Below are 22503 nucleotides of genomic sequence, written 5' to 3'. Positions count from 1 at the left end.
TATTCTATTACCAATAAACTTTTTAAACAAGTTTAAAACAATCAAAATAGATAAAAACAAATAATTGGTCTATCCAAAAAAAGACTCAGACAAAACTGTCTGAGTCTTTGACTTAAATTCAGTTAGAAAGAGATGAACTGCTTTTTCTCACAAACGCAGTTTACCCTTTTTTCCGTTCATTTCTCATAATCGAAATTGATTGTTTCAATGAACTCCAAATGCCACCTTCACTATAAACAAGAACATTCGATTTATACATGTTTGCTGAAACGACTGTTAAGAAGAAAGTAATCAAGAGTAAGAGAATCAACGAAATCCATGCACCACCCAATCCCACTGTATCATTCGCCAAACGAATTGGCATAACATAAGAAGAAAGGAACGGGATATAAGAAGTAATCCGAATCACAATATTATTAGGATCTGATGCGCCAAGAATCAATCCCAAAAGATAACCACCTAATGAAAGATAAGTTACAGGTAGAATAGCTTTTGCGGTATCCTCTGCTTTATTGACCAATGAGCCACATAAAGCTGCCAACACAGAGAAAATCAGAATCCCTAAAATCATGAACGCTAATGAGAACCACAAGAATGGACCGAAGATATTCGTCAAAGAAATACCTGCCAAAATTTCTTTGACCATGTCCATATTCTTAAATTGTTGATATCCTACTCCAAAGATAACGCCATATAAGCCCATCTGTGTCAAAGCGACCAACAAAACACCGGTTAATTTCCCATAAAAATGTTTTTGTGCTGTCGTACTAGACAAAATAACTTCCATGATTCTTGTCCCTTTTTCCGACGCAATTTCTTGAGCAATGATTTGTGCATACGTCAAAATGATAATAAATAGCGTAATAGTGACCACATAACTTACCACATATTGCACAAGGGAATTATCTTCCCCAATAGTCATCTTCCCTTGGTCATCAAAGCTAACTTTTTGTCTATCCAACCCAGCCATCTCACTTAAACTTGCCACTTCTTGTGCAGAAAGCCCAAGTTGACTAGCACGAACAGTTGATTGAATACCTGTCAATTGTTGTTGAATCAACAATTGAGTACTTTGTCCCAGTGAATTTTCACTGTATAAAGTTCCTTTGACTTCATTATTAGCCATTGTAACGACTAGATAGGCATCAATTTTTTCATCTTCAAGTTGCTTTTGTGCTGATTTTTCAGAATCTACTTTTTCAAAACTAAATTCATCTGATTTTAGTTGGCTCATCTGTTCACTCAGTTGAGGATTCTCTGATAAAATACCGATTTTATTTACTTCACTATTATTCTGTGCAAAGTTCCCCGCCACATACATGATTCCCATCATAATAAATGGAACCAGAATCATCACTAGAAAGGAAATTGATTTTACATTTTTTAAATAAACATCTTTTGTAATAATCCAAAATTTACGCATCGAACTCACCTGCCTTCAGTTTGAAAATTTCTTCAAGAGTTGGCGGCTGTTGATTAAACATTGGGATATAGCCAAATTGTGTTGCACGAGTAAAGATTTCTTTACCTGCCTCGGGGTCTGACAACGTAATTTCAAGTGAATCATCTTCACGCGAAACGACTTTTTCAACACCTTCAACTTCAGCAACTTCAGCTTGTGTTAAACCTGATTCTAAAAATATTTTTGTTCGACCAAAAGACTCACGAATTTCATGAACCTTACCATCAAGTACCATTTTCCCATTTCGCAACATAATCAAATGATCGCAGATTTTCTCCACGTTATCCATATTATGACTGGAAAAGATAACACATGATCCTTTTGCTTTCAGCTCAAGAATACCATCTTTCAGTAGTTCTGCATTCACTGGATCCAGTCCGCTAAATGGTTCATCTAAAATAATCAGTTTTGGTTCATGAATCAATGTAGCAATCAATTGAACCTTTTGCTGATTCCCTTTAGACAAAGACTTTACCTTATCTGTTTTCTTTCCTTTAACTTGAAACTTTTCCATCCAAAAATCAATCTTGGGCTCAATCTCTTTTCGTGTTTTCCCACGTAATTCTGCAAAATAAATCAATTGATCTTGAATCGTAACTTTTGGATAAAGCCCACGTTCTTCAGGCAAATACCCAATAATATCATATTCTTTTTCCCCTAATGGTTTACCATTCCACAAAATTTCTCCTTGATCTTGAGTCAAGAAATCCAAAATCAAACGAAACGTAGTTGTTTTTCCTGCACCATTTTGTCCAATCAACCCCATGATTTTTCCATCTGGTATTCGAAAAGATACATGGTCAACTGCAGTATAGTCGCCAAATGTCTTAACTAAATCTGTAACCTCTAACATCACTTCACTCCTTTTCTTCCCTAAACTGTTGCTCTTCATTTCATTCATAAAAATAGTTGAAACAGATACAAAAAGAGACAAGCTTTCTTGACTTAAAGATATTGGTCAAAAAAAACTTGTTTCAATCCATTTTTTCTTTATATAAAAAATAATAGGACACTTTACAAGGTTTGTAAAGTGTCCCTAACTTAGTTTTGACTTAGCTTATCGTGTACATTTTGTGCAACATTCTTTGGTAGACCAATTGCTTGCAAGTCTTCAATTGATGCTGCAGTGATATTTTTTAAAGACTTGAACTCCTTAAGTAAGGCTTTCTTTCGCTTAGGTCCAAGCCCATCAATTCCATCCAAACGAGAAGCAAAGCTGTTTTTGCTACGTAATTGACGATGAAACGTAATCGCAAACCGATGCACTTCGTCTTGAATCCGTTGAAGTAAAAAGAATTCTTGAGAATTACGTTCTAAAGGAATCACCGAAAGTTCAGGACCAAATAAAAGCTCACTTGTTTTATGTTTATCATTTTTTGCCAGCCCAGCAATCGGGATATCGACACCCAACTGATTTGCTAGCACTTCTCTGGCAACATCAACTTGCCCTTTACCACCATCAATCAAAATTAAATCGGGGAGTGGTAAGCCTTCTTTTAACACGCGAGAATAACGGCGATAGATCACTTCTTTCATCGACGCATAATCATCTGGACCTTGAACTGTTTTGATTTTATATTTTCGATACTCCTTTTTGGCAGGTTTTCCATCAATAAATACAACCATTGCCGAAACGGGTGATGTTCCCATAATATTTGAGTTATCAAACGCTTCGATACGAATCGGTGTTGGAATGTTCATTGCATTTCCTAATTTTTCTACGGCACCAATTGTTCGTTCTTGTTTTCGAACAATGAGATCAAAACGCTCATTTAATGCCACTCGAGCATTCTTATTGGCTAATTCAACCAATTTTTTCTTTTCTCCTCTTTGCGGTTGCAAAACTTTAGTTGAAAGTAGGGCTTCCACACTTGGCTTATCAATCGTATCTGGAATGAGCACTTCTTGTGGAATGAAGTGTTCATTTTCTTGATAAAATTGCCCGATATAAGTTAAGAAATCTTCTTCAGGTTCATTATAAAAAGGGAACATGGAAACATCACGTTCAATCAACTTTCCTTGACGAACAAAAAACACTTGGACACACATCCAGCCTTTATCAACAGCATAACCAAAAACATCACGATTCTTCAAGTCGGTATTTGTCATTTTTTGGCGGGTCATCACGGTATCAATTGCCCGAATTTGATCACGATACTCCGCAGCTTTTTCAAATTCCATATTTTCAGCTGCTACTTCCATTTTTTGTTGAATCTCTGTCTCAATCGCTACATAGTCGCCACCTAAAAATCGTTTAACTTCGTCCACAATTTCTGTGTAAACAGCTGGATCAACATGGAAGAAATAAGGACATAAACATTGTCCTAGATGATAATACAAGCAAGGTTCCTTTGTCTGACTTGGTTTACATTTACGTAGTGGAAACAATCGATCTAAAATTTTTTTTGTTTCATTAGCCGCACCAACATCTGGATAGGGACCAAAATACGTTGCTTTATCTTTGAGAACTTTTCGGGTAATGACCAAACGTGGATACTTTTCATTTGTGATTTTGATAAAAGGATACGTTTTGTCATCCTTTAGCATAATATTATATTTAGGATCATTTTTCTTGATCAAATTAATTTCTAAAAGTAATGCTTCAATATTTGATTCTGTAACGATATATTCAAAGTCTTCAATTTCACTGACTAATCGTTCTGTTTTTGTATTATGACTACCAGTAAAATATGAACGAACTCGATTTTTCAAAATTTTTGCTTTACCAACATAAATGATCGTCCCGTTCTTATCTTTCATTAAGTAACAGCCCGGTTGATCAGGAAGCAAAGCTAATTTGTTCTTAATTCTTTCGTTCATCGGGTGCTCCCCTCTTCGTTATTCTTTTATTTATTATAACATGGTTGTCAAGAACAAAAGTTCCCCTTCTATTAATTAACGTCAAAAAGAAGAGGTCGACTAGTTGCCGACCTCTCGCAATTGCGCTCTTTGATTTTTATTTCTTATAGGTATTGGTCAACCATTTGACGCAATTGTTCTTTTGAATGAACACCAACAGCTTTTTCGACTACTTGACCATCTTTTTTCAAAAGTAAAGTTGGAATGCTCATGATTCCGAATTGTTGTGGTGTTTCAGGATTTTCATCTACATCCATTTTTACAATACGAAATTCGTCTTCATCATATTCTTCTTGTAATTGTTCCAAAATTGGTGCTTGCATTCGACAAGGGCCACACCATGTTGCCCAAAAATCGATTAAAACTAATCCTTTATCTGTTTCTTGGCTAAATGTTTGATCTGTAATTTCACGTGACATAAAAAAGACCTCCGTTTTTATTAATCTCTGGCTAGTATAACACCTTCAACTCAATCCATCGAACAATTTGCTTACCATTAGTAAGTCTTACTTAAATTTCACAATCGTTGCACCATTTCCACCTTGATTTGCAGGTGCAAATTCAAAACTTTTCACGCTACGATGTTTTTTCAAATACTCAGTGATTCCCTGACGTAACGCGCCAGTTCCTTTTCCATGAACAATCGTCACTTGTGGGTAGCCGGCTAAAATCGCCGAATCTAAGTATTGATCTACTTCATTTAGTGCCTCTTCATAACGTTTCCCACGCAAATCTAATTGATTCGCCACATGGCTACTTGATTCAGAACGAACAGCATGAACCACTCGTTGTTTTGGTTCTTTTTCAGGTGCTACTGGTGTTAAGTCATCTTCTGACACATTCATTTTCAAAATACCAATTTGAACTTGCCATTGATTCCCATTTTTCTTCAACAAAGTTCCTCTTTGACCATAAGTAGTGACTAAAACTTCATCTCCTACTTTTAAGATTTTTTGTTGTTTTGCTTTTTGTAACACTTTATTTTTTCTAAGAGTCTCTTCTTGATGTAAGTCAGCTAATTGTGATTTGGCATCAATCAGCTGGTGCTCTTTCACGTTCGTTTGACCGATTTGTTGCTGCATTTTGCGAATGTCAGCAATAATTTTTTCTGCCTTTTCCTCTGCTTCTGAAACCACTTCGTTCGCTTTTTTCTTTGCTTTTTCTAATTCCTTTTCGCGTTCTTCAAAGAAATAACTATATGCTTCTTTCAAGTTTGCTTGAAGTGCTTCCGCTTCTTCAACATAATGACGCATCTCTAAATATTCTGTTTCAGCCATTTTTCGACGCGTTTCTAAATCAGAAATCATTTCGTTTAAATCTTGGCTTTCGTCGTCGATTAGTTGTTTTGCTTCATCAATTACTTCTTGTGCTAACCCCAACCGGCTGGAAATTTCAAAAGCGTTACTTCGTCCTGGAACACCAATCAATAAATGATAGGTTGGACTCAAGGTATCAACGTTGAATTCCATACTAGCATTAATGGTGTTCGCTCGATTATACCCATAAATTTTTAATTCAGGATAATGAGTCGTTGCCATAACATAAGCCGATTTTTTACCCAAGTCATCCAAGATGGCGATCGCAAGGGCCGCACCTTCTTGTGGATCTGTTCCAGCACCTAACTCATCAAAAAGCACTAAACTTTTTTCATTTACTTTTGACAAGATTTCTACCGTGTTTGTCATATGAGAAGAAAAAGTAGAAAGACTTTGTTCAATTGATTGTTCGTCTCCAATATCCGCAAAAACTTCTTCAAAAATACCGATTTGGCTTTCCTCATCAACTGGAATTGGAAGACCTGCCTGTCCCATTAATTGAAGTAATCCAAGTGTTTTCAACGTGATTGTTTTCCCACCAGTATTTGGTCCAGTGATAACAATTGCCTGATACCCTTCACCAATGGAAATGTCATTTGGCACCACTTTTTCTTGATCGATTAAAGGATGACGTGCTTGCTTCAAGACAACATAGTTTTCTTCGCTGATCGTTGGCACGATTGCTTTGATTTCTTTCCCAAATCGAGCCTTTGCATTCATCAAGTCCATCTGTCCGATAACATACGCATTATGAATGATTTCTTGTCGATGTGGGACTAATTCTGCAGATAATTCACTTAAGATTCGTTGCACTTCATTTCGTTCTGCAATCTGATATTGACGTAAACGATTATTCAAATCCACAATTTGTTTTGGTTCAACAAATAACGTTTGCCCCGAAGCACTTTGGTCATGTACAACACCGCCAAAAACACCGCGGTACTCTTGCTTAACAGGAATAACATAACGATCATTACGCATAGTAATAATTGCATCGCTTAGATATTTCGCATTTTTCCCACGTACGATGCTATCCAATTGTTCACGAACCGTTTGTTCACTGCGACGAATATTTTGACGAATAATTTTTAATTCTGGCGAAGCATCATCTGTTACTCGCCCATCTTCATCAATTGCCTCTTTTAGTCGACGACTCAAAACAGGGATTGTAACTAATTGCTCCGCCCACATGTATAAACGATTAAACTCTATCTCACTGTCTTTTAAATCGTCGATAAAACGAGCTAATTCACTTGTTGTAGATAACACTCGAGAAACTTGCGCCAGTTCCACGCCATTTAAGTCAGCGCCAATTTCAATCCGTTTCATATGCGGACGAATATTTTCTAGTTTAGGGATTGGAATCCCTCCGCGTAATCGTTGCACTTTTAACCCGTCTTCTGTTTCCTGAAGAGCATTGGTAATCTTTTGCAATTGATTGTCTGGAACTAGTCGAGCAAGTTCTTCTTTTCCTTGGGCCGTCACGACAAATTGTTGGATCATCTGTTTTACTTTTTCAAATTCTAATGTTTCTAAAATTCGTTTATTCATTTTTTCACCTACTTCACTTTAACTATAAAAAGGAGTCTGGGATCAAACAAAAACCCCAGACTTTTTACATTTTTCAACTCACATACTACTAACTACATTAAAAACTCGTAATTTTCTTATCACTTTAAGAATGGTTCTTGTACCACAATCTTTTTCTCGAAATAACTCAGAATTGTTCAAAACTATGCATGCTGTTTTAGGGAAATTTTTATTGATGTAAGCTGAACGCCTTGCGCTACAACCTTATTTACGGTGTTCAAGAAGTAACTCCTGCAAAATAAGCCCAAATTACTCAAAAATTTGAGAAGCAATTTCTGGTAATTTATTCTTATTTATTGGAGCTGGGCACTTCTTTTACAACCTCATACACGGTGTTCTCAAAGCAGCTCTTTCGGCAATAAATCCCCTTTTCTTAAAATATGGAAAACTATTTTTAGAAAAGCATTCTTATTGCTTGAAGCTAAGCGCTTTGCGCCACAACCTTATCCACGGTGTTCCCAAAGCAACTCCTCGATATAGCTTGCAGTCACTTCAAAATATGAAGAACTATTTGAAGTGACTACTCGCTATCTTGTCGGAGTTAACGCTTTGCGCCACAACCTTATCCAATCACCCTCGTAATCCACAAATCATAAATTTTATTCGTTAATATTGGTGTGTTTTCAACAATATATCGAGCAAGTCCGCTACTTCTAAATTGATTTTGGATAAAATCTGAAGGGACAAATGAAAGTAAACTCAACAGCAAGAAAATCATGACAAAAGTTACGACAACTGACAAAAGACCACCAGCTAGCCAATCAACTTGTTTCAGCACAGGCAAGTACGTTAAGCTGTGTACAAAGATACCAACAAATCGAGTAATCAACCAACCAGCCATTAAAATAAGAAGAAATGCGATACCTGCATAAAATGCTTGATCTAAACTAAAAGAAATAGTTTGATCGAAAAAGACCAAATCCGATGTTGGCGTTACGGCCGGATAAGGAATGTATAGTTCCAAATGATTCGCTAACTGCTTATAAAAATGTTGTGCGACAAGAAAAGATACCAAATAGCCAACAGTATAGACAACTTGTAAAGCAAATCCTCTTTTCGCACCAGAAAAAAAGGCAATCAGTAAAAAAATAATAATCAATAGACTTAGCATGCCATGTTCCTTTCTCTTCTAGCTTTAGTCAAAAAACTTTGTTTGATTAAGTAGCAGATTTCTGCTTGATTTGGCCTTTACGCTTCTCATTCAAAATCTGTTGTGCTTCAACATGATTTTTGATTTCACGATCAGGTTGACCATTTTCTTTCAAAACTTCACGTGCTTCGTTCTCGATGGCTTCCATCCGTTTCACACGATTTTCTAGTTCAGTAAACTTAATCATTTTTTTCTTTAATTGCGCGACTTCTTCATTTAATTCCAAGAGTTGCTCTTGTTTTTTCAACTGATCCGAAAGCGCGTTGACCGCCATTAAAATTGCGGCTTGTTCATTATCCATTTGTGGCGATAATTGTTTTAGCTCCATCAATTGGTCATTCACTAATTTTGTAACGATATCCATATGATGCTTCGTTTCGCGACCAATAATCGTATACGTCTGATTAGCAATCACTGCTTTATAGCGTGTTTTTTCATGCGCCATACGAACCATTTCCTTCCCATAATAAAATTCCTATATAGTGTACCACGAAGTTTTTATACGTGTGTACTTCGCACATTTTTCTTAAACATACTTTACTATTATATGATAAACTTTGAAAAAATGCTATGTCCCATCAATGACACCTTGATTCTGTCAAACGAATCATACTATCATGATCACAGCAAATAATGGAGGCCTAAAATGAGTAATGTAATAATCAAAGTTTCTGAAGCAAAAATGAATGAAATGAAAGCTGCTTACCAAATAAACTTGCTTCAAAAAAAAATGCCCTATACAACTTTTTCTGCTAAAAAAAATGGTACTACAATCACTGCCTATACATCTGGAAAAGTAATGTTTCAAGGCGCCAATGCCGAACAAGAAGCAAGTCGCTGGGGAATCACGAATACATCCTCACCTACAAAAAAAGTGAATGCAAAAAATTCTGCTTCACTGCCTAATAATATTAGTCAGCTTTCTGTTCTAGGTAGTGATGAGGTGGGTAATGGAAGCTACTTTGGTCCTGTTACGGTCTGCGCTGCTTACGTTGATCGAGAGCACTTAAAAACCTTGAAAAATTTAGGAGTTAGAGATTCAAAAGAACTGAAAGATACTCAAATCATTCAATTAGCAAAAGTTTTAAAGGAAACGATTCCTTATCAATTGTTAGTACTTACACCAAAAAAATACAATGAAATACAACCTGAATATAATGCTGTTAGGATGAAGGTTGCTTTGCATAATCAAGCAATTCATTTACTTTTACAAAAAATTTCGCCAACAAAGCCTGAAGCAATTTTAATTGATCAATTTACCCCTGAAGCAAATTTCAAAAAGTATGCACGACTAGAAAAAAATAAAATTCAAGAAAAACTTTATTTTGTGACAAAGGGTGAACAATATCATCTAGCAGTTGCTGCAGCTTCTATCATCAGCCGTGCAAGTTTTTTAGAAGAACTTGATAAAGCTTCTGCTGAACTTGGAATAACTTTACCATCTGGTGCAGGCACAAAATCAGATACAGTTGCAGCAACCATCTTAAAAAAGGGTGGTCTACCACTACTCGCCAATTATGCGAAGCTGCATTTTGCTAATACGCAAAAAGCACAAAAACTCATTTGATTATCCTTTTAAAATGTTGAAAAAATACTGAACAAACAAAGATCCCCGCAATGACTACTTTTAACTAAGCAGCCTTTTGCGGGGACAACATTGAAACTTTAGAATAAAAAGAACGAAATAGATTGAATTTCTAAAATATAGATAAGATAAGATAAGATAAGATAAGATAAAAACAAATCAATTTCCTTGTAGTCTTCTACTGACTTAACAAGAATTTTTGATTTTTACATAATATTAGCATTTCAAATATGAACAGAAACGAAGACTCATTTATCAATTCGTTTCTTATCAAAAGGAGGAAAGTAATCATGGGTGATTTAATCGTCAAGATAGGCGTGTTATCAGAAATGCTGTTTGCCTTTCTGATAATTGTGTTAGTGATTCTAACATTGGTACTCGTTATCAAAAAGCTAACAAAAAAATAAATAAAAATCGAAGATCTTAACCTACACATCTAAATACATGATTCGTTCACCATTTTCTGGATCATACCTTTGACTATCAACAAATCCAAAACGTTGATAATAAGGTATGATTTTTTCATTTTCGTCATGCACACTTAAATAAATTCGTTCAACGGCATATTGTTCTTTCATCAAATGAATGAGTAAAGGCAAAAATAAACTGCCATATGCTTTTCCCTGCGAGTTCGCTTCAATCATCAATCGGTCTAACCACATAGCCTGTTCCTTTTTAGCACCAATCATCGAAAAACCAACAAGTTTCTTACCGTCATACATGGCTAATGGTCGCCACCTCAATGATACATCATAGGCTGCTTCCAGCAAAGATGTGGCATTCGTTTCAATAAAATTTACTTGATTATCTGAAACAGACAACGCAATAACGTCCCGCCAATTAGACTCGTCAACATCTTTAAGTAATAAGTTCATCCAAACACTCCTTCACAAAAAATATTTCCTTTTGCAATTATTATAGCTACTGAATTTTTCACCTCTTCTTAAAGCGAGTTTCTGATGCTTACTTTAAGTATAAGCTATTTGAGCTTAATGCTACATCTCTTGCTAGATAACAATGTTCAGAAAACTAGTATTTAACATTTGTGAAAGTTCATCCTTTGTTTCTCACTGATATTTTCCACCTTGAGATTGAGTGTAAAAAATTGGCTACAACAATTGAGAAAAGCATAAAATCCAGATCATATCTGTTAAGTTATGATTTGAATTTTATGCTGTTGACGTATTCAATTAATCACTATCTTTTTGCACATTCATTACAATGTGGCTATATTTCTCGCAATACGTCACTTTGTAATTTATAAAAATTTCTTTGATCATATTGATTATCTCCTGCTTTTCTTTTGCTTTGAATTTAAAGCCAATCTTATGTCCAAGAGATTCTTGTTTTTTATTTTTATTCGCAAAAGGCAAGATAATATCGACATTCCCATCAAATGTTTGTGTAAACAGAAATATGTTTTCATATAGATTTCGAAGTTCTACGTCAGATAAAAATTCCGCAAATCCATTACAAGAAATAATTAAATGATCATATTGTCCGAGCGTGGCCCTTGGATATTTTTCCAAAAAATCAAAAAAAGAAATATTTTCTCTTGTGATAAAATGATTCAAACCAAATAATTTTTCTGCTAATAGTTGATTATTCTTCAACCATTTTGAATCAATGTCAATATTTAGACTTTCATAAGGTTTATTAAAGCAATTATTTGTTAAGTCGTTGATTCTATGTATTAGGCGCTCAATCTCAAGGCTATCAAAACCTGCCCCTGAACCAATATCAAGAAAGAAAAAAGATTCATTCTTTTCTATGTACTCTTTGATTTTTTGCCTTATTCCTTCTTGGATTTGTTGTCTCCTCCAAACAAGTGGTGGAGCGGCAACCTCTAACATTTTTTTGTCTACTTTTTTCCCAAAAAAACCCGACTGTGGTGTATTAAGTAAAACATAAAAAGTAACTTCTTCTGTCCCTGGACGTCGTGACATGATATTAGCTAAAGGACTCAACTTTGTTAGCACTTCACCCAAAAATGTTAATGTATAAGGAGATGACGGTAGATTTTTACTTTTAAAACTACTTAGAAACAATTCTTCCTGATTTATTTTGTAGTAGAAAGAATCATTTTTTATTTCTATAAATTCCCATACCGTTGGTTCTTGCTTCACAACCTCCCAAGCGTCCTCGAACTTCAGCAAACTTTGATTAGTCATAGTTTTTCTTCTCCTCATTTTTTATTTAAAGTCATTGTGGCAGTAGATAATTGTATCATGAAAAGGGGACTCTCTCTAAACTTTTCTAAAAAAACCGATATCATCTGTCTATCAAACCTATTGTTCCTAATAAGTAAGAGGAACAAAAATTATAGCGTATAACAATTATGAAGTATCACCTTTTACGTGAATGACAAATTTTGTAAAAACCAAAAGCAATGCTACTTCAAAATAGAAAACATATAAAAAGAATAACAACACTTGTAGATTTATCCAAGGCACAATTTTTGTCTAAGGATATACAAAAACTGAAGAAACGATTAAGCAGCTTTTGACAGATATAAAAAAACAGCATCCGATAGATCTCATATCAAAACTTGAAAAATCAGATACATACGATACTTATTTTTCTCACAATAAATCTAATCCTATAGTAAATGTGTACTCCTGTTGCTTTTTTATGAAAAAATAAACAAAGGCTTCAGATATCTTTTTTAAAACGAAGATAACTAAAGTCTTTGTTTACAGTCTAAATCAAACGCGCGACGAATCAGTTTATATTTGATTTTTATTTATTGATAATTGTTACTCACTAAAATAAGCAACTAATGAATTTGTCAAACTTTCTGCAAATTTTTCTTGGTAATCATCCGTTACTAATTCAGCCAAGTCAGAATCATTATTCATATACCCCATCTCCACCAAGATAGCTGGTTGAAGATTTTCTCGTAACACTTGATAGTTGCCATACATGATTCCGCGAGAATTCAGAGGCAACTCAGAAAAGCCATCAGCAATTGTTTGTGCAAGCTCCTCATTTTTCTCATAATAATAATAAGTAGTGATTCCTGTTGCTTCGTTCGCAATTTCTGTTGAATCAGCGTGCAAACTGATAAAGACATCAGCTGATTTTTCTTTGCTGAAGGTACAAATGTCACCAAGTTGGATAAATTCATCTGTCGTATGGGTCAAATAAACAGTTGCTCCCTCCGCCTCTAAAGCTGCTTTTAGTTTTTTAGCTGTACTCAGCGTGAGTGTCTTTTCTTCCGTCTGTTCGTCATTGCTCAATGCCCCGACATCATCTCCACCGTGTCCAGGATCAAGTACAATCACTGCGTCAGACAAACTAGCTGGTTGATTTTGTGTTTTCTGCACAAGCATTGTTCCATCTGTCTTGGCTAAATAACCCGTTGTCCCTGCATTCGTTTTTATTTGATAGCTGTCGTCTGTTTCGGAAAGATATTCCGTTAGTTCCCCACCATTAATCGTTGCAAGTTTTATCGTTAATTCTTTATCGGCATATAACGTACTATCTTCTTTACCAATTTTGATTTGCTGTCGTGTTTCATGACTACTTGTCGTTGTGCTGGTTGCTTTTATCTCAGTTGTTTGGGTGCTTCCTGTTTGTTCAGCTGTTGTCTTTTGTTCAAAGATTCCCAAATGATTTGTAGCAATGAACAAGACACCCACTACTAAAAATAAGCCACATATTTTTTTCATCTTCTCACTCACCTCGTTACAGATAGTGTAAGAAGTGAAGCTTAAAGGGAACTTAAATGTTCAATGATTGGTTTGCTATTAAATTTCCTTTGATTTTTTGCAAAATAAAAAGTTGTTCCTAGAACAGGAACAACTTTGGACTATTCTTCTTCTGCCATGAATGAAGCCGACTCCCGCGATAACAGAAGAAGCAAAGGGATGATTACATATTGTTTCATTCAATTTATTTAATTGGAACTAAGCTACTGCCTTAAGACGGACTTAACATTTGTAAATCATGTATTAGTAAGTCCCTTCTTCTCCTTGAGAAGTTAAAATTAGTGGGCCGTCTTTAGTGATTGCCAAACTATGCTCGTATTGACAACTTAAACTACCATCTAGAGTTTTTGCTTCCCAGCCATTAGGCATCATCTTCATCCGCCAATCACCAACATTTACCATGGGTTCAATGGTGATAATCATTCCTTCTCTCAGGCGGATACCTTTTCCAGCTTCACCATAATGTGCAAAGAAAGGTTCTTCATGAATACTAGGACCAATTCCGTGAGCAATAAAATCTCGTACGACACTGTATCCTTTAGCTTCTACATAGGTCTGGATTGCATGACCAATATCTCCGGTTCGTTTCCCAACTTGTGCTTGTTCAATTCCTAAATAGAGAGCTTTTTTGGTTACTTCCATCAAATTGTCAACTTCAGGTGTACTTGTTCCCACGACGTAAGCCCAGCAAGAATCAGAAATGCCACCTTTTAAGTCAATACACATATCAACTTTCACTAAATCGCCTGATTTTAAGACCTGTTTTTTTGGAAAGCCGTGGCAAATTTCATCATTGATGCTAATGCACGTAGCATATTCGTAACCTTCAAATCCAATTTGAGCGGCAATTCCGCCATGAGTTTCAATGTAATTACGTACAAAAACTTCAATGTCCCAACTGGTAATTCCAGGCTGAATAAAGTCTCGTAAGTGGATATGAACGTCTGCTAATAATGATCCAGATTGAGTCATCAAGTCAATCTCTCTTTTGGATTTTAGTGTAATCATCTTGTACTCCTTATTTTAAATTTTTCATAGTATATCATTGTTTTGGATGCAATATTTGAGAGGCCTGAACGAATATTAACGGTAAACCATACATAATGCCTTGACATACATTGGGAAGTATAACAACAAATAAATGAATACACAAACAATCATAGACTACAAAAAAATTAATCTGATTCCATTCATGAATGTTGCTTACAGTACAACAGACACTAACCTATGGAATAACAACAACTTGAGAAGGGAAAAAACTACAGATATCACTAAATCAAGCTAAAGATCAAAAGAATGTCCTTCAGATTGGCATTCAAAAAAGAAGAAAAAGAGCAGAACCCTTATATAATAAGGATTCTGCTCTTTAAAAGGACTATTCTTCTTCTTCCGCCATGAATGTATTGAAAACTTCTTCAATCATATCCCATTCAGCATCTGTTTCAATTTGTTGCAATTCGCCTTCTGTACCATCTTCGTTTTCGATGTAAGCATAAGCTTGTAACTCAACATCTTCATCTTCAGAAGCCCCAGCTGGGTATAATAGTACGTAGTTACGACCGAATTCTTCTTGCCCATCAACAGTCAATAAGATTTCGTAAAGTGTTTCGTTTCCTTGATCATCAACTAATGTGATGTGCTCATGTCCTTCATGGTCATGATCGTGTGAATGATTATGTTCTGTCATATCAATTCCTCTTTTCGTTTTCTAAAATAGTTGTTTACCCGAGCCGTCAAGATAGTTTTGTAAAATCATGACTGCGGCTAATTTATCAATTACTTTTTTTCTTTTTGCTCGTGACGTATTTGCCTGTTCCACTAACATGCGTTCAGCTTGAACTGTTGTTAGCCGTTCATCTTGAAATTCGACCGGTAAAGAAAATAGTTCTTTGATTTTTTCTCCATAAGCCATGGAAGCTTCTGCTCTTGGTCCGATTGAGTTATTCATGTTTTTGGGCAATCCTACAACAAATCGATCCACTTCATATTCAGCGACCAATTCTTTTAGACGGTCAAAACCAAATTCACCAGCTGCCTCATCAATTCGAATAATTTCTACACCTTGGGCAGTCCAACCGAATGGATCACTTACTGCGATACCAACTGTTTTTGAGCCAACGTCTAAGCCCATTACTCTCATAAATTCACTCCATGATTTGAAAGATAATCTTTCACGATTACTTCCATAATTTCGTCGCGCTCATGACGTCTGATTAAATTTCGTGCGTCACGATAACGAGGAATGTAGGCCGGGTCTCCAGAAAGTAAATAGCCAACAATCTGGTTAATAGGATTGTAGCCCTTTTCTTCCAAAGCCCGATAAACGATTGCTAATGTTTCACCGACTTCTTTTTTGCGATTATCATCAAAATCAAAACGTACGGTTTCATCTGTAAAACCCATGATTCTACACCTCTTTCCCGCAAGGTATTTATTCTACCTTATCCACATTCATTTTACTAGAAGAACGCTCAAACTACAAATAAATCTTATGTACTTTTTTCAGTAATAATAAAACATTTAACAATTGGAAATTTACCATTTGTTTTTTGTTTCTTTTTTTATTTGTACAAGCTTCTTTAATAAAACATTCGTTGTTCATTATACGTTATTTTAGATAAAATGTACGTTTTTCTGTTTCAAATAAAAAAAGTGATGGCAAAGTACAAAAAATCATTCTGGAGAGTTTGTACTTTACCATCATTTTACTTATTTTTTACTCTTAACAGCTTGACCTGTTTGGTAATTGATTGTGTAACCGTCTTGAACGTTGTAAATAAAAACATTGAACTTCAACTTAGAGTCTTCGATACTTTGCGCTTCTAATTGAACACCGCGTGCTACTAACTCACTATCTTCAAAGTAAGGTGTCACTCGATAACGCACGTGATGATTTGTTTCTTTGATGTATGCAGCAATATCATTTTCATGCGCCAACATATAAGGTGTGTTTAGCGAACGAGTCCCTGTCATCAAATTTTTGATGTTATTATTTTGACCAGTTAGCTGAAAACCAATTAAGTGACTACGATTGTACAACCATTGACCATCAGTTAGTTTTTTTTGCTTCCATCCAGTTGGATTTACGTAAAGAGGTTCTCTTTTTTCTGTTGGAAATAACTCTTTTCCTAACATCGCATTTGCTGAACCTACTCGATTTAAACGATCAACCTCAGAATATTTTTCCCAAACACCGTTGGCCAAACTAAGATCTGATTGAGAAAAATCAGGCTGATTATTATTGATTTCTATTTCTTGATGCTTACCATCGTATTCAGGAACATCTGCTAACTTTGCTGCTTGTGGTGCTGAATCGAAAATTGCAGTAATCTGTTGAAAGATATCCGAATCGTTTTGCGTTGTCGAAATCCCAAAAGCTCCGGCTAAAATTGCGATGACAACACCCATAATAGTCTTAGTGGTTTTCTTACTCATTTATCTACTCCTCTTCTTGCCAATTCTTCTAAACTTTAACATATGTTCCCCTTTTTAGAAACTCCCTTTTTATCTTCAATCAAAAAAAAACGTGCAGTTATCATCTATACGACAATAAAAGCACGTCCTTTGTATAAAAGCGGGTGACGAGAATCGAACTCGCGACATCAGCTTGGGAAGCTGGGATTTTACCACTAAACTACACCCGCATGACTAAAAAAAGTATACGCCTCTTTTTTTCATTGCTCAAGTGTTTTTTCATTCAGTTTTTTACTTCATTTCTGTTTTTTGTAGTAGAATGAAAACAACAAATGAACTATTGGAGAAGATGGTATGTCGGAAAAAGAATTGAATTTATTACTTGATACTTGTTTACTTGCAGGTAAAATCATGATGGAAAGCAACGCCGAAATGTACCGAGTAGAAGATACAATGAGTCGAATTGCTCTAGCTTCTGGCAATTATCGTTTAGTTAGTTATGTCACACAAACAGGATTGTTTATTGGACTTGATCGAACTTCAACTATTCGAATGGAACAAATTACCAATCGTTCCATCAATCTTGAAAAAGTAGTAAAGGTCAATGATCTATCTCGACGATACGTAGCTAAGGAATTAACATTGACTGAACTCTACGATGCCTTACAAGGCATTTATAAAGAGCGCTTCTTTTTTCCTGTTTGGTTACAAATTTTTAGCGCAGCTATCATCAGTGCAACTATTATGGTTTTATTTGGTGGCGAATTAGCTGACCTTCCCATTGCATTACTCATTGGTGGCATAGGATACGCCATTTATTTATATAGCTTGAAATTTTTCAGAATAAAATTTCTTTCAGAATTTTTTTCTTCTTTATTTATTGGATTAGCGGCTATTCTTAGTGTTCGACTAAATATCGGAATCAATCAAGATTTGATTATTATCGGTTGTGTCATGCCGTTAGTACCTGGGGTTCAAATTACCAATGCCATTCGCGATTTGTTAGCTGGCCATTACCTTTCAGGTGTATCTCGCGGAACAGAAGCTATGATGACAGCCACTATGATTGGCTTTGCCATTGCTTTTATCTTTCAACTTTTTTAATCGAAAAGGAGCTTACCCATGTGGACGATACTGATACAATTTTCTTTTAGTTTTTTAGCAACAGCCGCGTTTGCTATTATCACAAATGTGCCACGAAGCGCATTGGCTTGGTGTGGTTTTTCTGGCGCACTTGGCTGGATGATCTACTGGGTCACGATTACCTTTGGTGGTAATGCTGCATTTGGCTCCTTACTTGGTTCACTGGGAGTCGCCTTTATTAGCGATGTTTTTTCAAAAAAATTCAAGATGCCGGTCACAATTTTTAATATTCCTGGAATGGTTCCATTGGTTCCTGGGGGGCTAGCTTATCAAGCTGTCCGCAATTTAGTCACTAGTTCTTATCAAGACGCGATTACATACGCGGTACAAGCAATTATGATTGCTGGTGCAATTGCTTTAGGACTAGTTTTATCTGAGGTTTTTAATCACAATATTCGAAACTTTAAATTAAAGCGTGAATCTATGATTAGCAAACGTAAAAAGAAATTCCTGACAAAAAAATAAAGAAAACGTCGAGCGTAACTGGGCTCGACGTTTTCTTTTGCTTTAATCCTTTACACTTATTTTTTTAGTGTTAGGCGCTTTATGCCATGACTTTGTCTATAATGTTCAAGCAGTAATTCTTCAAAATAAAGTCAAATTACGCAAGAATGGGAGAAGTCATTTCTAGTTTTTTTCTTTTTAGAGTGGAATAATCCTTTCATATTCCTTCCCTAAAAAGAACGATAGACATACTGATTTTTTGGCGCAGTCACTTTTTTCGCTGTCGTCACATGTACGGTCGGAATATCCCGCTTGAATGGCTGGTAATATTCAGACTGAATCACACCTTCCACATGATACCATTCATCATTTTTGACCGTGATTCCTTCTGGCATCTGCGTCAATAACCCAAAAACACCTGAGTCTGCTACACAGTGAATGATGCCAAAACGGAATAAGAAAATATCTTGTTTTTCTTTATCTGGCGTCTGATAAACAAACCCATCATAGCTAATTGTTTTCCCAATAAATTCACTTGGATAATTATAGATCAGCTCCATAATCTCCAAATAATTTTCATCTGTGATTTGAATAGTTTGTTTATCTCCATATTTTGCTTTTAACTCGTTCATCTGTTCTTGATAATCAGACTGATTGAAATAAATACTTGTATCAGGTTTCAGATATTGCGTCTGCATTTCCGGATCACCCACAGATTCTTTACTAACAGGAAAATTAAATCCTTTTGCTTCAACAATCGTGGTATCCAAACTAACCGTTGGAAACAATGTTCCTACTATGATTGGTAAAGCTAGTAGTACATAAGCAACCAAACGCTGGCTTGGTTTTGTCAATCCGTGGTCATGATCGTGATGCTCATCTGTTCCTTTTTCTGGGTCATTTTTTCCCCATAAATAGAGTTGAACTAATGCTAGTACTGCAGATAAAATCATCGAAAGGATTGCTAAATACCGATAATGAACATTGATATACTGGTCTAACTTGCCAGAAACTTGTAAATACATCATCAGTTCAAAATAACCTGATAAAATTAAAAAACGGATCATCACTTTCCCTCCTAGATGAGTAATGTATAACCTATAACAACCACTGCAATGACACAAATCAATGCAAAGATAAATTGACTTTTAAAGTAACGCTTCATCATCAACAAGTTTTTGATATCCACCATTGGTCCAAAAACTAAAAAAGCGACGACAGGTGCTGTCCCAAATAAACTTAATAGGGAAGAACCGATAAATGCATCTGCTTCAGAACATAACGACATCGTAAATGCTAATAACAACATGATGACAATTGCTAAGATTTTAGTTGATCCTAAAGTCAACATTACTCGTGTTGGTAAATACGTTTGCATCGCTGCCGCAATCAGTCCACCAATGATCAAATAGCGACCTGTATCAAAAAATTCATCAATCGCATGAGTCAAAACATGCCATACTTGCTGACCTAATCGATGGATGTTGGCAAATCTTTTTTCTTTCATCTTCTGGTCTTCAATCGGCAACTCATGATGATGTGAATGTTTTTGCTGTTCATTTAAGTGATTTTGAATCAATTTTTCTTTCAAAACAGATTCCTTTTGAAAATAAGCCAACCAAATGCCTACTACTAGGGCAACCAAAAAAGCACCTAGTACACGCCAGCCCGCCATTTTCCAAGAATTGCCAAATGCGATATAAGTTGAAAAGATCACCACTGGATTGATAATCGGTGCAGTCAACATAAAAGCAAACGCAGTTGGTACGGGAACATCTTTTTTTACAAATTGATGGACGATTGGCACAATGCCACACTCACATGAAGGAAAAAAGAATCCTAATCCAGAGCCAACTAAAATAGATAAAAATTTATTTTTAGGAAGCCAACGTCGAACACGTTCCGGCGTCAAAAAAACTTGTAATGCTCCCGAAATGATGCAACCTAATAAAACGAACGGTAATGCTTCGATAACGATGGATAAAAAAATCGTGCTCATTTGCAAAACCGAATTGGGTATCCAAGAAAACATACTGTCTCTCCTTCTAATACAACGTCATTTGCCAAAATAATATACGCTTTTCCTTAAAAAATTACAAGTTCAGAAAAAAAGTTTACTATTCTCTTATCTTTTAGTTTGTTTTTTGTAAAAGCAACTTGATTGACAATTCACTCGTTCCCAACTACATTAGTCACAGAAAATAAAAAAGAGAAACGAGGTCGTTTGAATGAAGAAAACAACTCAGCTAGCAGAAGCATTACAACTCATCGACACGGAAGACACGGTTGTCCTTTTTCTTTCCATGCCTCATTGTAGTGTCTGTCATGCAATTGAACCACGTTTACAGAAGTTGCTCACTTCATTCGATATTCCTGCCTTGCATTTGGATGCTCACGAAATTCCTGAGGTTGCTAGCACATTTGAAGTTTTGACTGTCCCAGTGATTTTGATTTTTCACAAAGGAAAAGAGATTGCACGTCAAGCACGTTTCATTGACTTAGAAAAAATTGAGTTCCTTTTAACTCAAATAACCCATACTACTGACGCACTAAACTATGAAGAAATTTTCAACACAAAAAAGGGATAATGACAAGAATAGCTCAAATAGAAAAGCCGCCTAAAATTCGTTTTTATAAACGATTATTTTAGGCGGTTTTAAATTGAGAAACGTTTTATTTTTAGTTCTACCATAGGTTCTTTTTTATGAATAAGCGGTGTTCCCAAAACAACTCCTTGAAATAATTCACAACTGTCCAAAAATATGAAAGGTTATTTTTGTCAGTTACTCATTATTTTGTCAGAGCTGACCGTTTTGCGCCACAACCTTTTCAGCGGTGTTCCCAAAGCAACTCCTCCATATAACTTACATTCACTTCAAACTATGGAAAGCTATTTTTAGTGCCTGCTCGCTATCTTGTCGGAACTAAACGCTTTGCGCCACAACCTTCTTTAGCTTATTCTTCATCCATTGTGTTTAAAGTTGCATCTGAATGCAAGAAATAAATCAATGTCTGTAATTCGTTTGTTAAGTCAACATTTTGAATCAAAACATCTGCTGGCGCGTTTAATCGCGCAGAGGTAAAGTTGAGAATCCCTTTGATTCCTGCTTCAGTTAAACGGTTTACTACTTCTTGCGCTTTTGAAGCTGGGATAGTCAAAATAGCTACTTCGATTTGTTGGATCTTGATTTGTTCCATCATATCATCCATTGGATAGACAGGGATTCCATCAACAATTCTTCCAACGATTTCTTCATTGACATCAAAAGCACAGCTAACACGTATACTATTACTTTGATGGAATTTATATTTTAACAAGGCGCTTCCAAGATTTCCGACACCAATCAAGGCAACGTTTGTTAGTTGATCATCATTTAGCGTTTTAGCAAAGAAGTGCATTAAATCTTCCACGTCATACCCATAGCCACGTTTTCCTAGTTCTCCAAAATAAGAAAAGTCACGTCGAATAGTTGCACTGTCGACTTGGACTGCCTCACTTAATTCAGTTGAAGAAACTTTTTTCTTTCCAGCATTATTTAAAATTCTCAAATAACGATAATATAAGGGCAAACGCTTTGCTGTTGCCTTTGGAATTATATGATCTTTCACTTGCTTACCTCCACGAGTTTCTAATTTTTCTTTGATTTACCCATCATAGCAGTATCTATAGGAAAAAATCAATTTGATTGCTCGGATATTGTGAATTTTTACTCTTTATTCATCTTTTTATCATTGTCGCTAATCTCGCAGTCTTAATGAATTTATGGTAGACTACAAGTTGAAAATTACTTTTTATTCCTAGAAGAATTCACAAAGTAGAAAAGAGGATT

At 35.6% G+C, this 22503-nt stretch carries 22 protein-coding genes and 1 tRNA gene; 4 read left to right on the top strand and 19 right to left on the bottom strand.

The window, feature by feature from the left end; genetic code table 11:
- Positions 1-160: 160 nt before the first annotated feature.
- The 7 genes from IGJ76_RS02880 to zapA all read right to left on the bottom strand — a co-directional run bounded on the left by IGJ76_RS02880 (position 161) and on the right by zapA (position 8822).
- The gene (locus IGJ76_RS02880) at positions 161-1423 is read right to left on the bottom strand and encodes an ABC transporter permease (RefSeq protein WP_067481716.1); all 1263 of its coding nucleotides are present in this window, start codon (positions 1421-1423) and stop codon (positions 161-163) included.
- Entirely contained in the window at positions 1416-2315 is a 900-nt protein-coding gene (locus IGJ76_RS02875) for an ABC transporter ATP-binding protein (RefSeq protein ID WP_086270616.1), read from the bottom strand. The genes IGJ76_RS02880 and IGJ76_RS02875 overlap by 8 nt, the downstream gene beginning before the upstream one ends.
- Positions 2316-2503: 188 nt before the next feature.
- A complete protein-coding gene (uvrC, locus tag IGJ76_RS02870) occupies positions 2504-4282 on the bottom strand; it encodes an excinuclease ABC subunit UvrC (protein WP_067481712.1) in 1779 nt (592 codons plus the stop codon).
- Between the two features lie 143 nt (positions 4283-4425).
- Positions 4426-4740 carry a thioredoxin gene (trxA, locus tag IGJ76_RS02865; protein ID WP_067481710.1) on the bottom strand — a complete coding sequence of 105 codons (315 nt, stop codon included), beginning with the start codon at positions 4738-4740 and terminating at the stop codon, positions 4426-4428.
- A gap of 87 nt (positions 4741-4827) precedes the next feature.
- Entirely contained in the window at positions 4828-7188 is a 2361-nt protein-coding gene (locus IGJ76_RS02860) for an endonuclease MutS2 (RefSeq protein WP_067481708.1), read from the bottom strand.
- A gap of 601 nt (positions 7189-7789) precedes the next feature.
- Positions 7790-8338, bottom strand: coding sequence for a CvpA family protein (locus tag IGJ76_RS02855; RefSeq protein WP_067481644.1), 549 nt, complete (start codon positions 8336-8338; stop codon positions 7790-7792).
- A 46-nt stretch (positions 8339-8384) separates the two neighbouring features.
- Positions 8385-8822 (bottom strand): cell division protein ZapA, encoded by a 438-nt coding sequence (gene zapA / locus IGJ76_RS02850; RefSeq protein ID WP_067481642.1) that lies wholly within the window; start codon positions 8820-8822, stop codon positions 8385-8387.
- 201 nt (positions 8823-9023) lie between these two features.
- Here zapA and rnhC point away from each other — a divergent pair, with 201 nt between their 5' ends.
- Positions 9024-9944 (top strand): ribonuclease HIII, encoded by a 921-nt coding sequence (gene rnhC / locus IGJ76_RS02845; RefSeq protein WP_430596719.1) that lies wholly within the window; start codon positions 9024-9026, stop codon positions 9942-9944.
- Between the two features lie 446 nt (positions 9945-10390).
- Here rnhC and IGJ76_RS02840 read toward each other — a convergent pair whose 3' ends face one another.
- The 9 genes from IGJ76_RS02840 to IGJ76_RS02800 all read right to left on the bottom strand — a co-directional run bounded on the left by IGJ76_RS02840 (position 10391) and on the right by IGJ76_RS02800 (position 17316).
- Positions 10391-10837: a GNAT family N-acetyltransferase gene (locus IGJ76_RS02840; RefSeq protein ID WP_430596718.1), complete on the bottom strand. Its 447-nt coding sequence runs from the start codon at positions 10835-10837 to the stop codon at positions 10391-10393.
- A 315-nt stretch (positions 10838-11152) separates the two neighbouring features.
- The gene (locus IGJ76_RS02835; RefSeq protein WP_430596717.1) at positions 11153-12133 is read right to left on the bottom strand and encodes a hypothetical protein; all 981 of its coding nucleotides are present in this window, start codon (positions 12131-12133) and stop codon (positions 11153-11155) included.
- A gap of 585 nt (positions 12134-12718) precedes the next feature.
- A complete protein-coding gene (locus IGJ76_RS02830; protein ID WP_086270613.1) occupies positions 12719-13633 on the bottom strand; it encodes an N-acetylmuramoyl-L-alanine amidase family protein in 915 nt (304 codons plus the stop codon).
- Between the two features lie 282 nt (positions 13634-13915).
- Entirely contained in the window at positions 13916-14680 is a 765-nt protein-coding gene (gene map / locus IGJ76_RS02825; protein ID WP_067481630.1) for a type I methionyl aminopeptidase, read from the bottom strand.
- A gap of 367 nt (positions 14681-15047) precedes the next feature.
- Positions 15048-15359 carry a DUF1292 domain-containing protein gene (locus tag IGJ76_RS02820; protein ID WP_067481590.1) on the bottom strand — a complete coding sequence of 104 codons (312 nt, stop codon included), beginning with the start codon at positions 15357-15359 and terminating at the stop codon, positions 15048-15050.
- Positions 15360-15380: 21 nt separating this feature from the next.
- Positions 15381-15812, bottom strand: coding sequence for a Holliday junction resolvase RuvX (ruvX, locus tag IGJ76_RS02815; protein ID WP_067481589.1), 432 nt, complete (start codon positions 15810-15812; stop codon positions 15381-15383).
- Entirely contained in the window at positions 15809-16075 is a 267-nt protein-coding gene (locus IGJ76_RS02810; protein WP_067481587.1) for an IreB family regulatory phosphoprotein, read from the bottom strand. Before IGJ76_RS02810 ends, ruvX begins: the two co-directional genes overlap by 4 nt.
- 306 nt (positions 16076-16381) lie before the next feature.
- Complete coding sequence (locus IGJ76_RS02805) at positions 16382-17107, bottom strand: DNA/RNA non-specific endonuclease (RefSeq protein WP_071868648.1); 726 nt, start codon at positions 17105-17107, stop codon at positions 16382-16384.
- 138 nt (positions 17108-17245) lie between these two features.
- Positions 17246-17316, bottom strand: a tRNA-Gly gene (locus IGJ76_RS02800).
- A 124-nt stretch (positions 17317-17440) separates the two neighbouring features.
- Between IGJ76_RS02800 and IGJ76_RS02795 the strand changes: the two genes are divergently transcribed.
- Positions 17441-18190, top strand: coding sequence for a threonine/serine exporter family protein (locus IGJ76_RS02795; protein ID WP_075492162.1), 750 nt, complete (start codon positions 17441-17443; stop codon positions 18188-18190).
- 18 nt (positions 18191-18208) lie between these two features.
- Complete coding sequence (locus IGJ76_RS02790; RefSeq protein ID WP_430596716.1) at positions 18209-18694, top strand: threonine/serine exporter family protein; 486 nt, start codon at positions 18209-18211, stop codon at positions 18692-18694.
- A 209-nt stretch (positions 18695-18903) separates the two neighbouring features.
- On the opposite strand, the gene IGJ76_RS02785 is transcribed toward IGJ76_RS02790, so the two are convergent.
- Both IGJ76_RS02785 and IGJ76_RS02780 read right to left on the bottom strand, forming a co-directional pair.
- Complete coding sequence (locus IGJ76_RS02785; protein ID WP_075492160.1) at positions 18904-19740, bottom strand: TIGR03943 family putative permease subunit; 837 nt, start codon at positions 19738-19740, stop codon at positions 18904-18906.
- An 11-nt stretch (positions 19741-19751) separates the two neighbouring features.
- Entirely contained in the window at positions 19752-20705 is a 954-nt protein-coding gene (locus tag IGJ76_RS02780) for a permease (RefSeq protein WP_413124960.1), read from the bottom strand.
- Positions 20706-20901: 196 nt separating this feature from the next.
- On the opposite strand from IGJ76_RS02780, the gene IGJ76_RS02775 reads away from it, so the two are divergent.
- Positions 20902-21261: a thioredoxin family protein gene (locus IGJ76_RS02775; protein WP_067481578.1), complete on the top strand. Its 360-nt coding sequence runs from the start codon at positions 20902-20904 to the stop codon at positions 21259-21261.
- Between the two features lie 367 nt (positions 21262-21628).
- Here the strand turns inward: IGJ76_RS02775 and IGJ76_RS02770 are convergent, their stop codons facing one another.
- Positions 21629-22282: a redox-sensing transcriptional repressor Rex gene (locus IGJ76_RS02770; RefSeq protein WP_067481576.1), complete on the bottom strand. Its 654-nt coding sequence runs from the start codon at positions 22280-22282 to the stop codon at positions 21629-21631.
- Positions 22283-22503 lie beyond the last annotated feature (221 nt).

Origin of the sequence: Enterococcus sp. DIV0175, assembly GCF_050529075.1 — a bacterium.
Classification (GTDB): domain Bacteria; phylum Bacillota; class Bacilli; order Lactobacillales; family Enterococcaceae; genus Enterococcus_B; species Enterococcus_B thailandicus.
This window is presented reverse-complemented; position numbering and strand designations above follow the sequence as displayed.

Excerpts from the sequence above, each read along its gene's own strand:
- IGJ76_RS02880 (WP_067481716.1), bottom strand. The coding sequence starts at position 1,423 with ATGCGTAAATTTTGGATTATTACAAAAGATGTTTATTTAAAAAATGTA.
- IGJ76_RS02875 (WP_086270616.1), bottom strand. The coding sequence starts at position 2,315 with ATGTTAGAGGTTACAGATTTAGTTAAGACATTTGGCGACTATACTGCA.
- uvrC (WP_067481712.1), bottom strand. The coding sequence starts at position 4,282 with ATGAACGAAAGAATTAAGAACAAATTAGCTTTGCTTCCTGATCAACCG.
- trxA (WP_067481710.1), bottom strand. The coding sequence starts at position 4,740 with ATGTCACGTGAAATTACAGATCAAACATTTAGCCAAGAAACAGATAAA.
- IGJ76_RS02860 (WP_067481708.1), bottom strand. The coding sequence starts at position 7,188 with ATGAATAAACGAATTTTAGAAACATTAGAATTTGAAAAAGTAAAACAG.
- IGJ76_RS02855 (WP_067481644.1), bottom strand. The coding sequence starts at position 8,338 with ATGCTAAGTCTATTGATTATTATTTTTTTACTGATTGCCTTTTTTTCT.
- zapA (WP_067481642.1), bottom strand. The coding sequence starts at position 8,822 with ATGGCGCATGAAAAAACACGCTATAAAGCAGTGATTGCTAATCAGACG.
- rnhC (WP_430596719.1), top strand. The coding sequence starts at position 9,024 with ATGAGTAATGTAATAATCAAAGTTTCTGAAGCAAAAATGAATGAAATG.
- IGJ76_RS02840 (WP_430596718.1), bottom strand. The coding sequence starts at position 10,837 with ATGAACTTATTACTTAAAGATGTTGACGAGTCTAATTGGCGGGACGTT.
- IGJ76_RS02835 (WP_430596717.1), bottom strand. The coding sequence starts at position 12,133 with ATGACTAATCAAAGTTTGCTGAAGTTCGAGGACGCTTGGGAGGTTGTG.
- IGJ76_RS02830 (WP_086270613.1), bottom strand. The coding sequence starts at position 13,633 with ATGAAAAAAATATGTGGCTTATTTTTAGTAGTGGGTGTCTTGTTCATT.
- map (WP_067481630.1), bottom strand. The coding sequence starts at position 14,680 with ATGATTACACTAAAATCCAAAAGAGAGATTGACTTGATGACTCAATCT.
- IGJ76_RS02820 (WP_067481590.1), bottom strand. The coding sequence starts at position 15,359 with ATGACAGAACATAATCATTCACACGATCATGACCATGAAGGACATGAG.
- ruvX (WP_067481589.1), bottom strand. The coding sequence starts at position 15,812 with ATGAGAGTAATGGGCTTAGACGTTGGCTCAAAAACAGTTGGTATCGCA.
- IGJ76_RS02810 (WP_067481587.1), bottom strand. The coding sequence starts at position 16,075 with ATGGGTTTTACAGATGAAACCGTACGTTTTGATTTTGATGATAATCGC.
- IGJ76_RS02805 (WP_071868648.1), bottom strand. The coding sequence starts at position 17,107 with ATGAGTAAGAAAACCACTAAGACTATTATGGGTGTTGTCATCGCAATT.
- IGJ76_RS02795 (WP_075492162.1), top strand. The coding sequence starts at position 17,441 with ATGTCGGAAAAAGAATTGAATTTATTACTTGATACTTGTTTACTTGCA.
- IGJ76_RS02790 (WP_430596716.1), top strand. The coding sequence starts at position 18,209 with ATGTGGACGATACTGATACAATTTTCTTTTAGTTTTTTAGCAACAGCC.
- IGJ76_RS02785 (WP_075492160.1), bottom strand. The coding sequence starts at position 19,740 with ATGATCCGTTTTTTAATTTTATCAGGTTATTTTGAACTGATGATGTAT.
- IGJ76_RS02780 (WP_413124960.1), bottom strand. The coding sequence starts at position 20,705 with ATGTTTTCTTGGATACCCAATTCGGTTTTGCAAATGAGCACGATTTTT.
- IGJ76_RS02775 (WP_067481578.1), top strand. The coding sequence starts at position 20,902 with ATGAAGAAAACAACTCAGCTAGCAGAAGCATTACAACTCATCGACACG.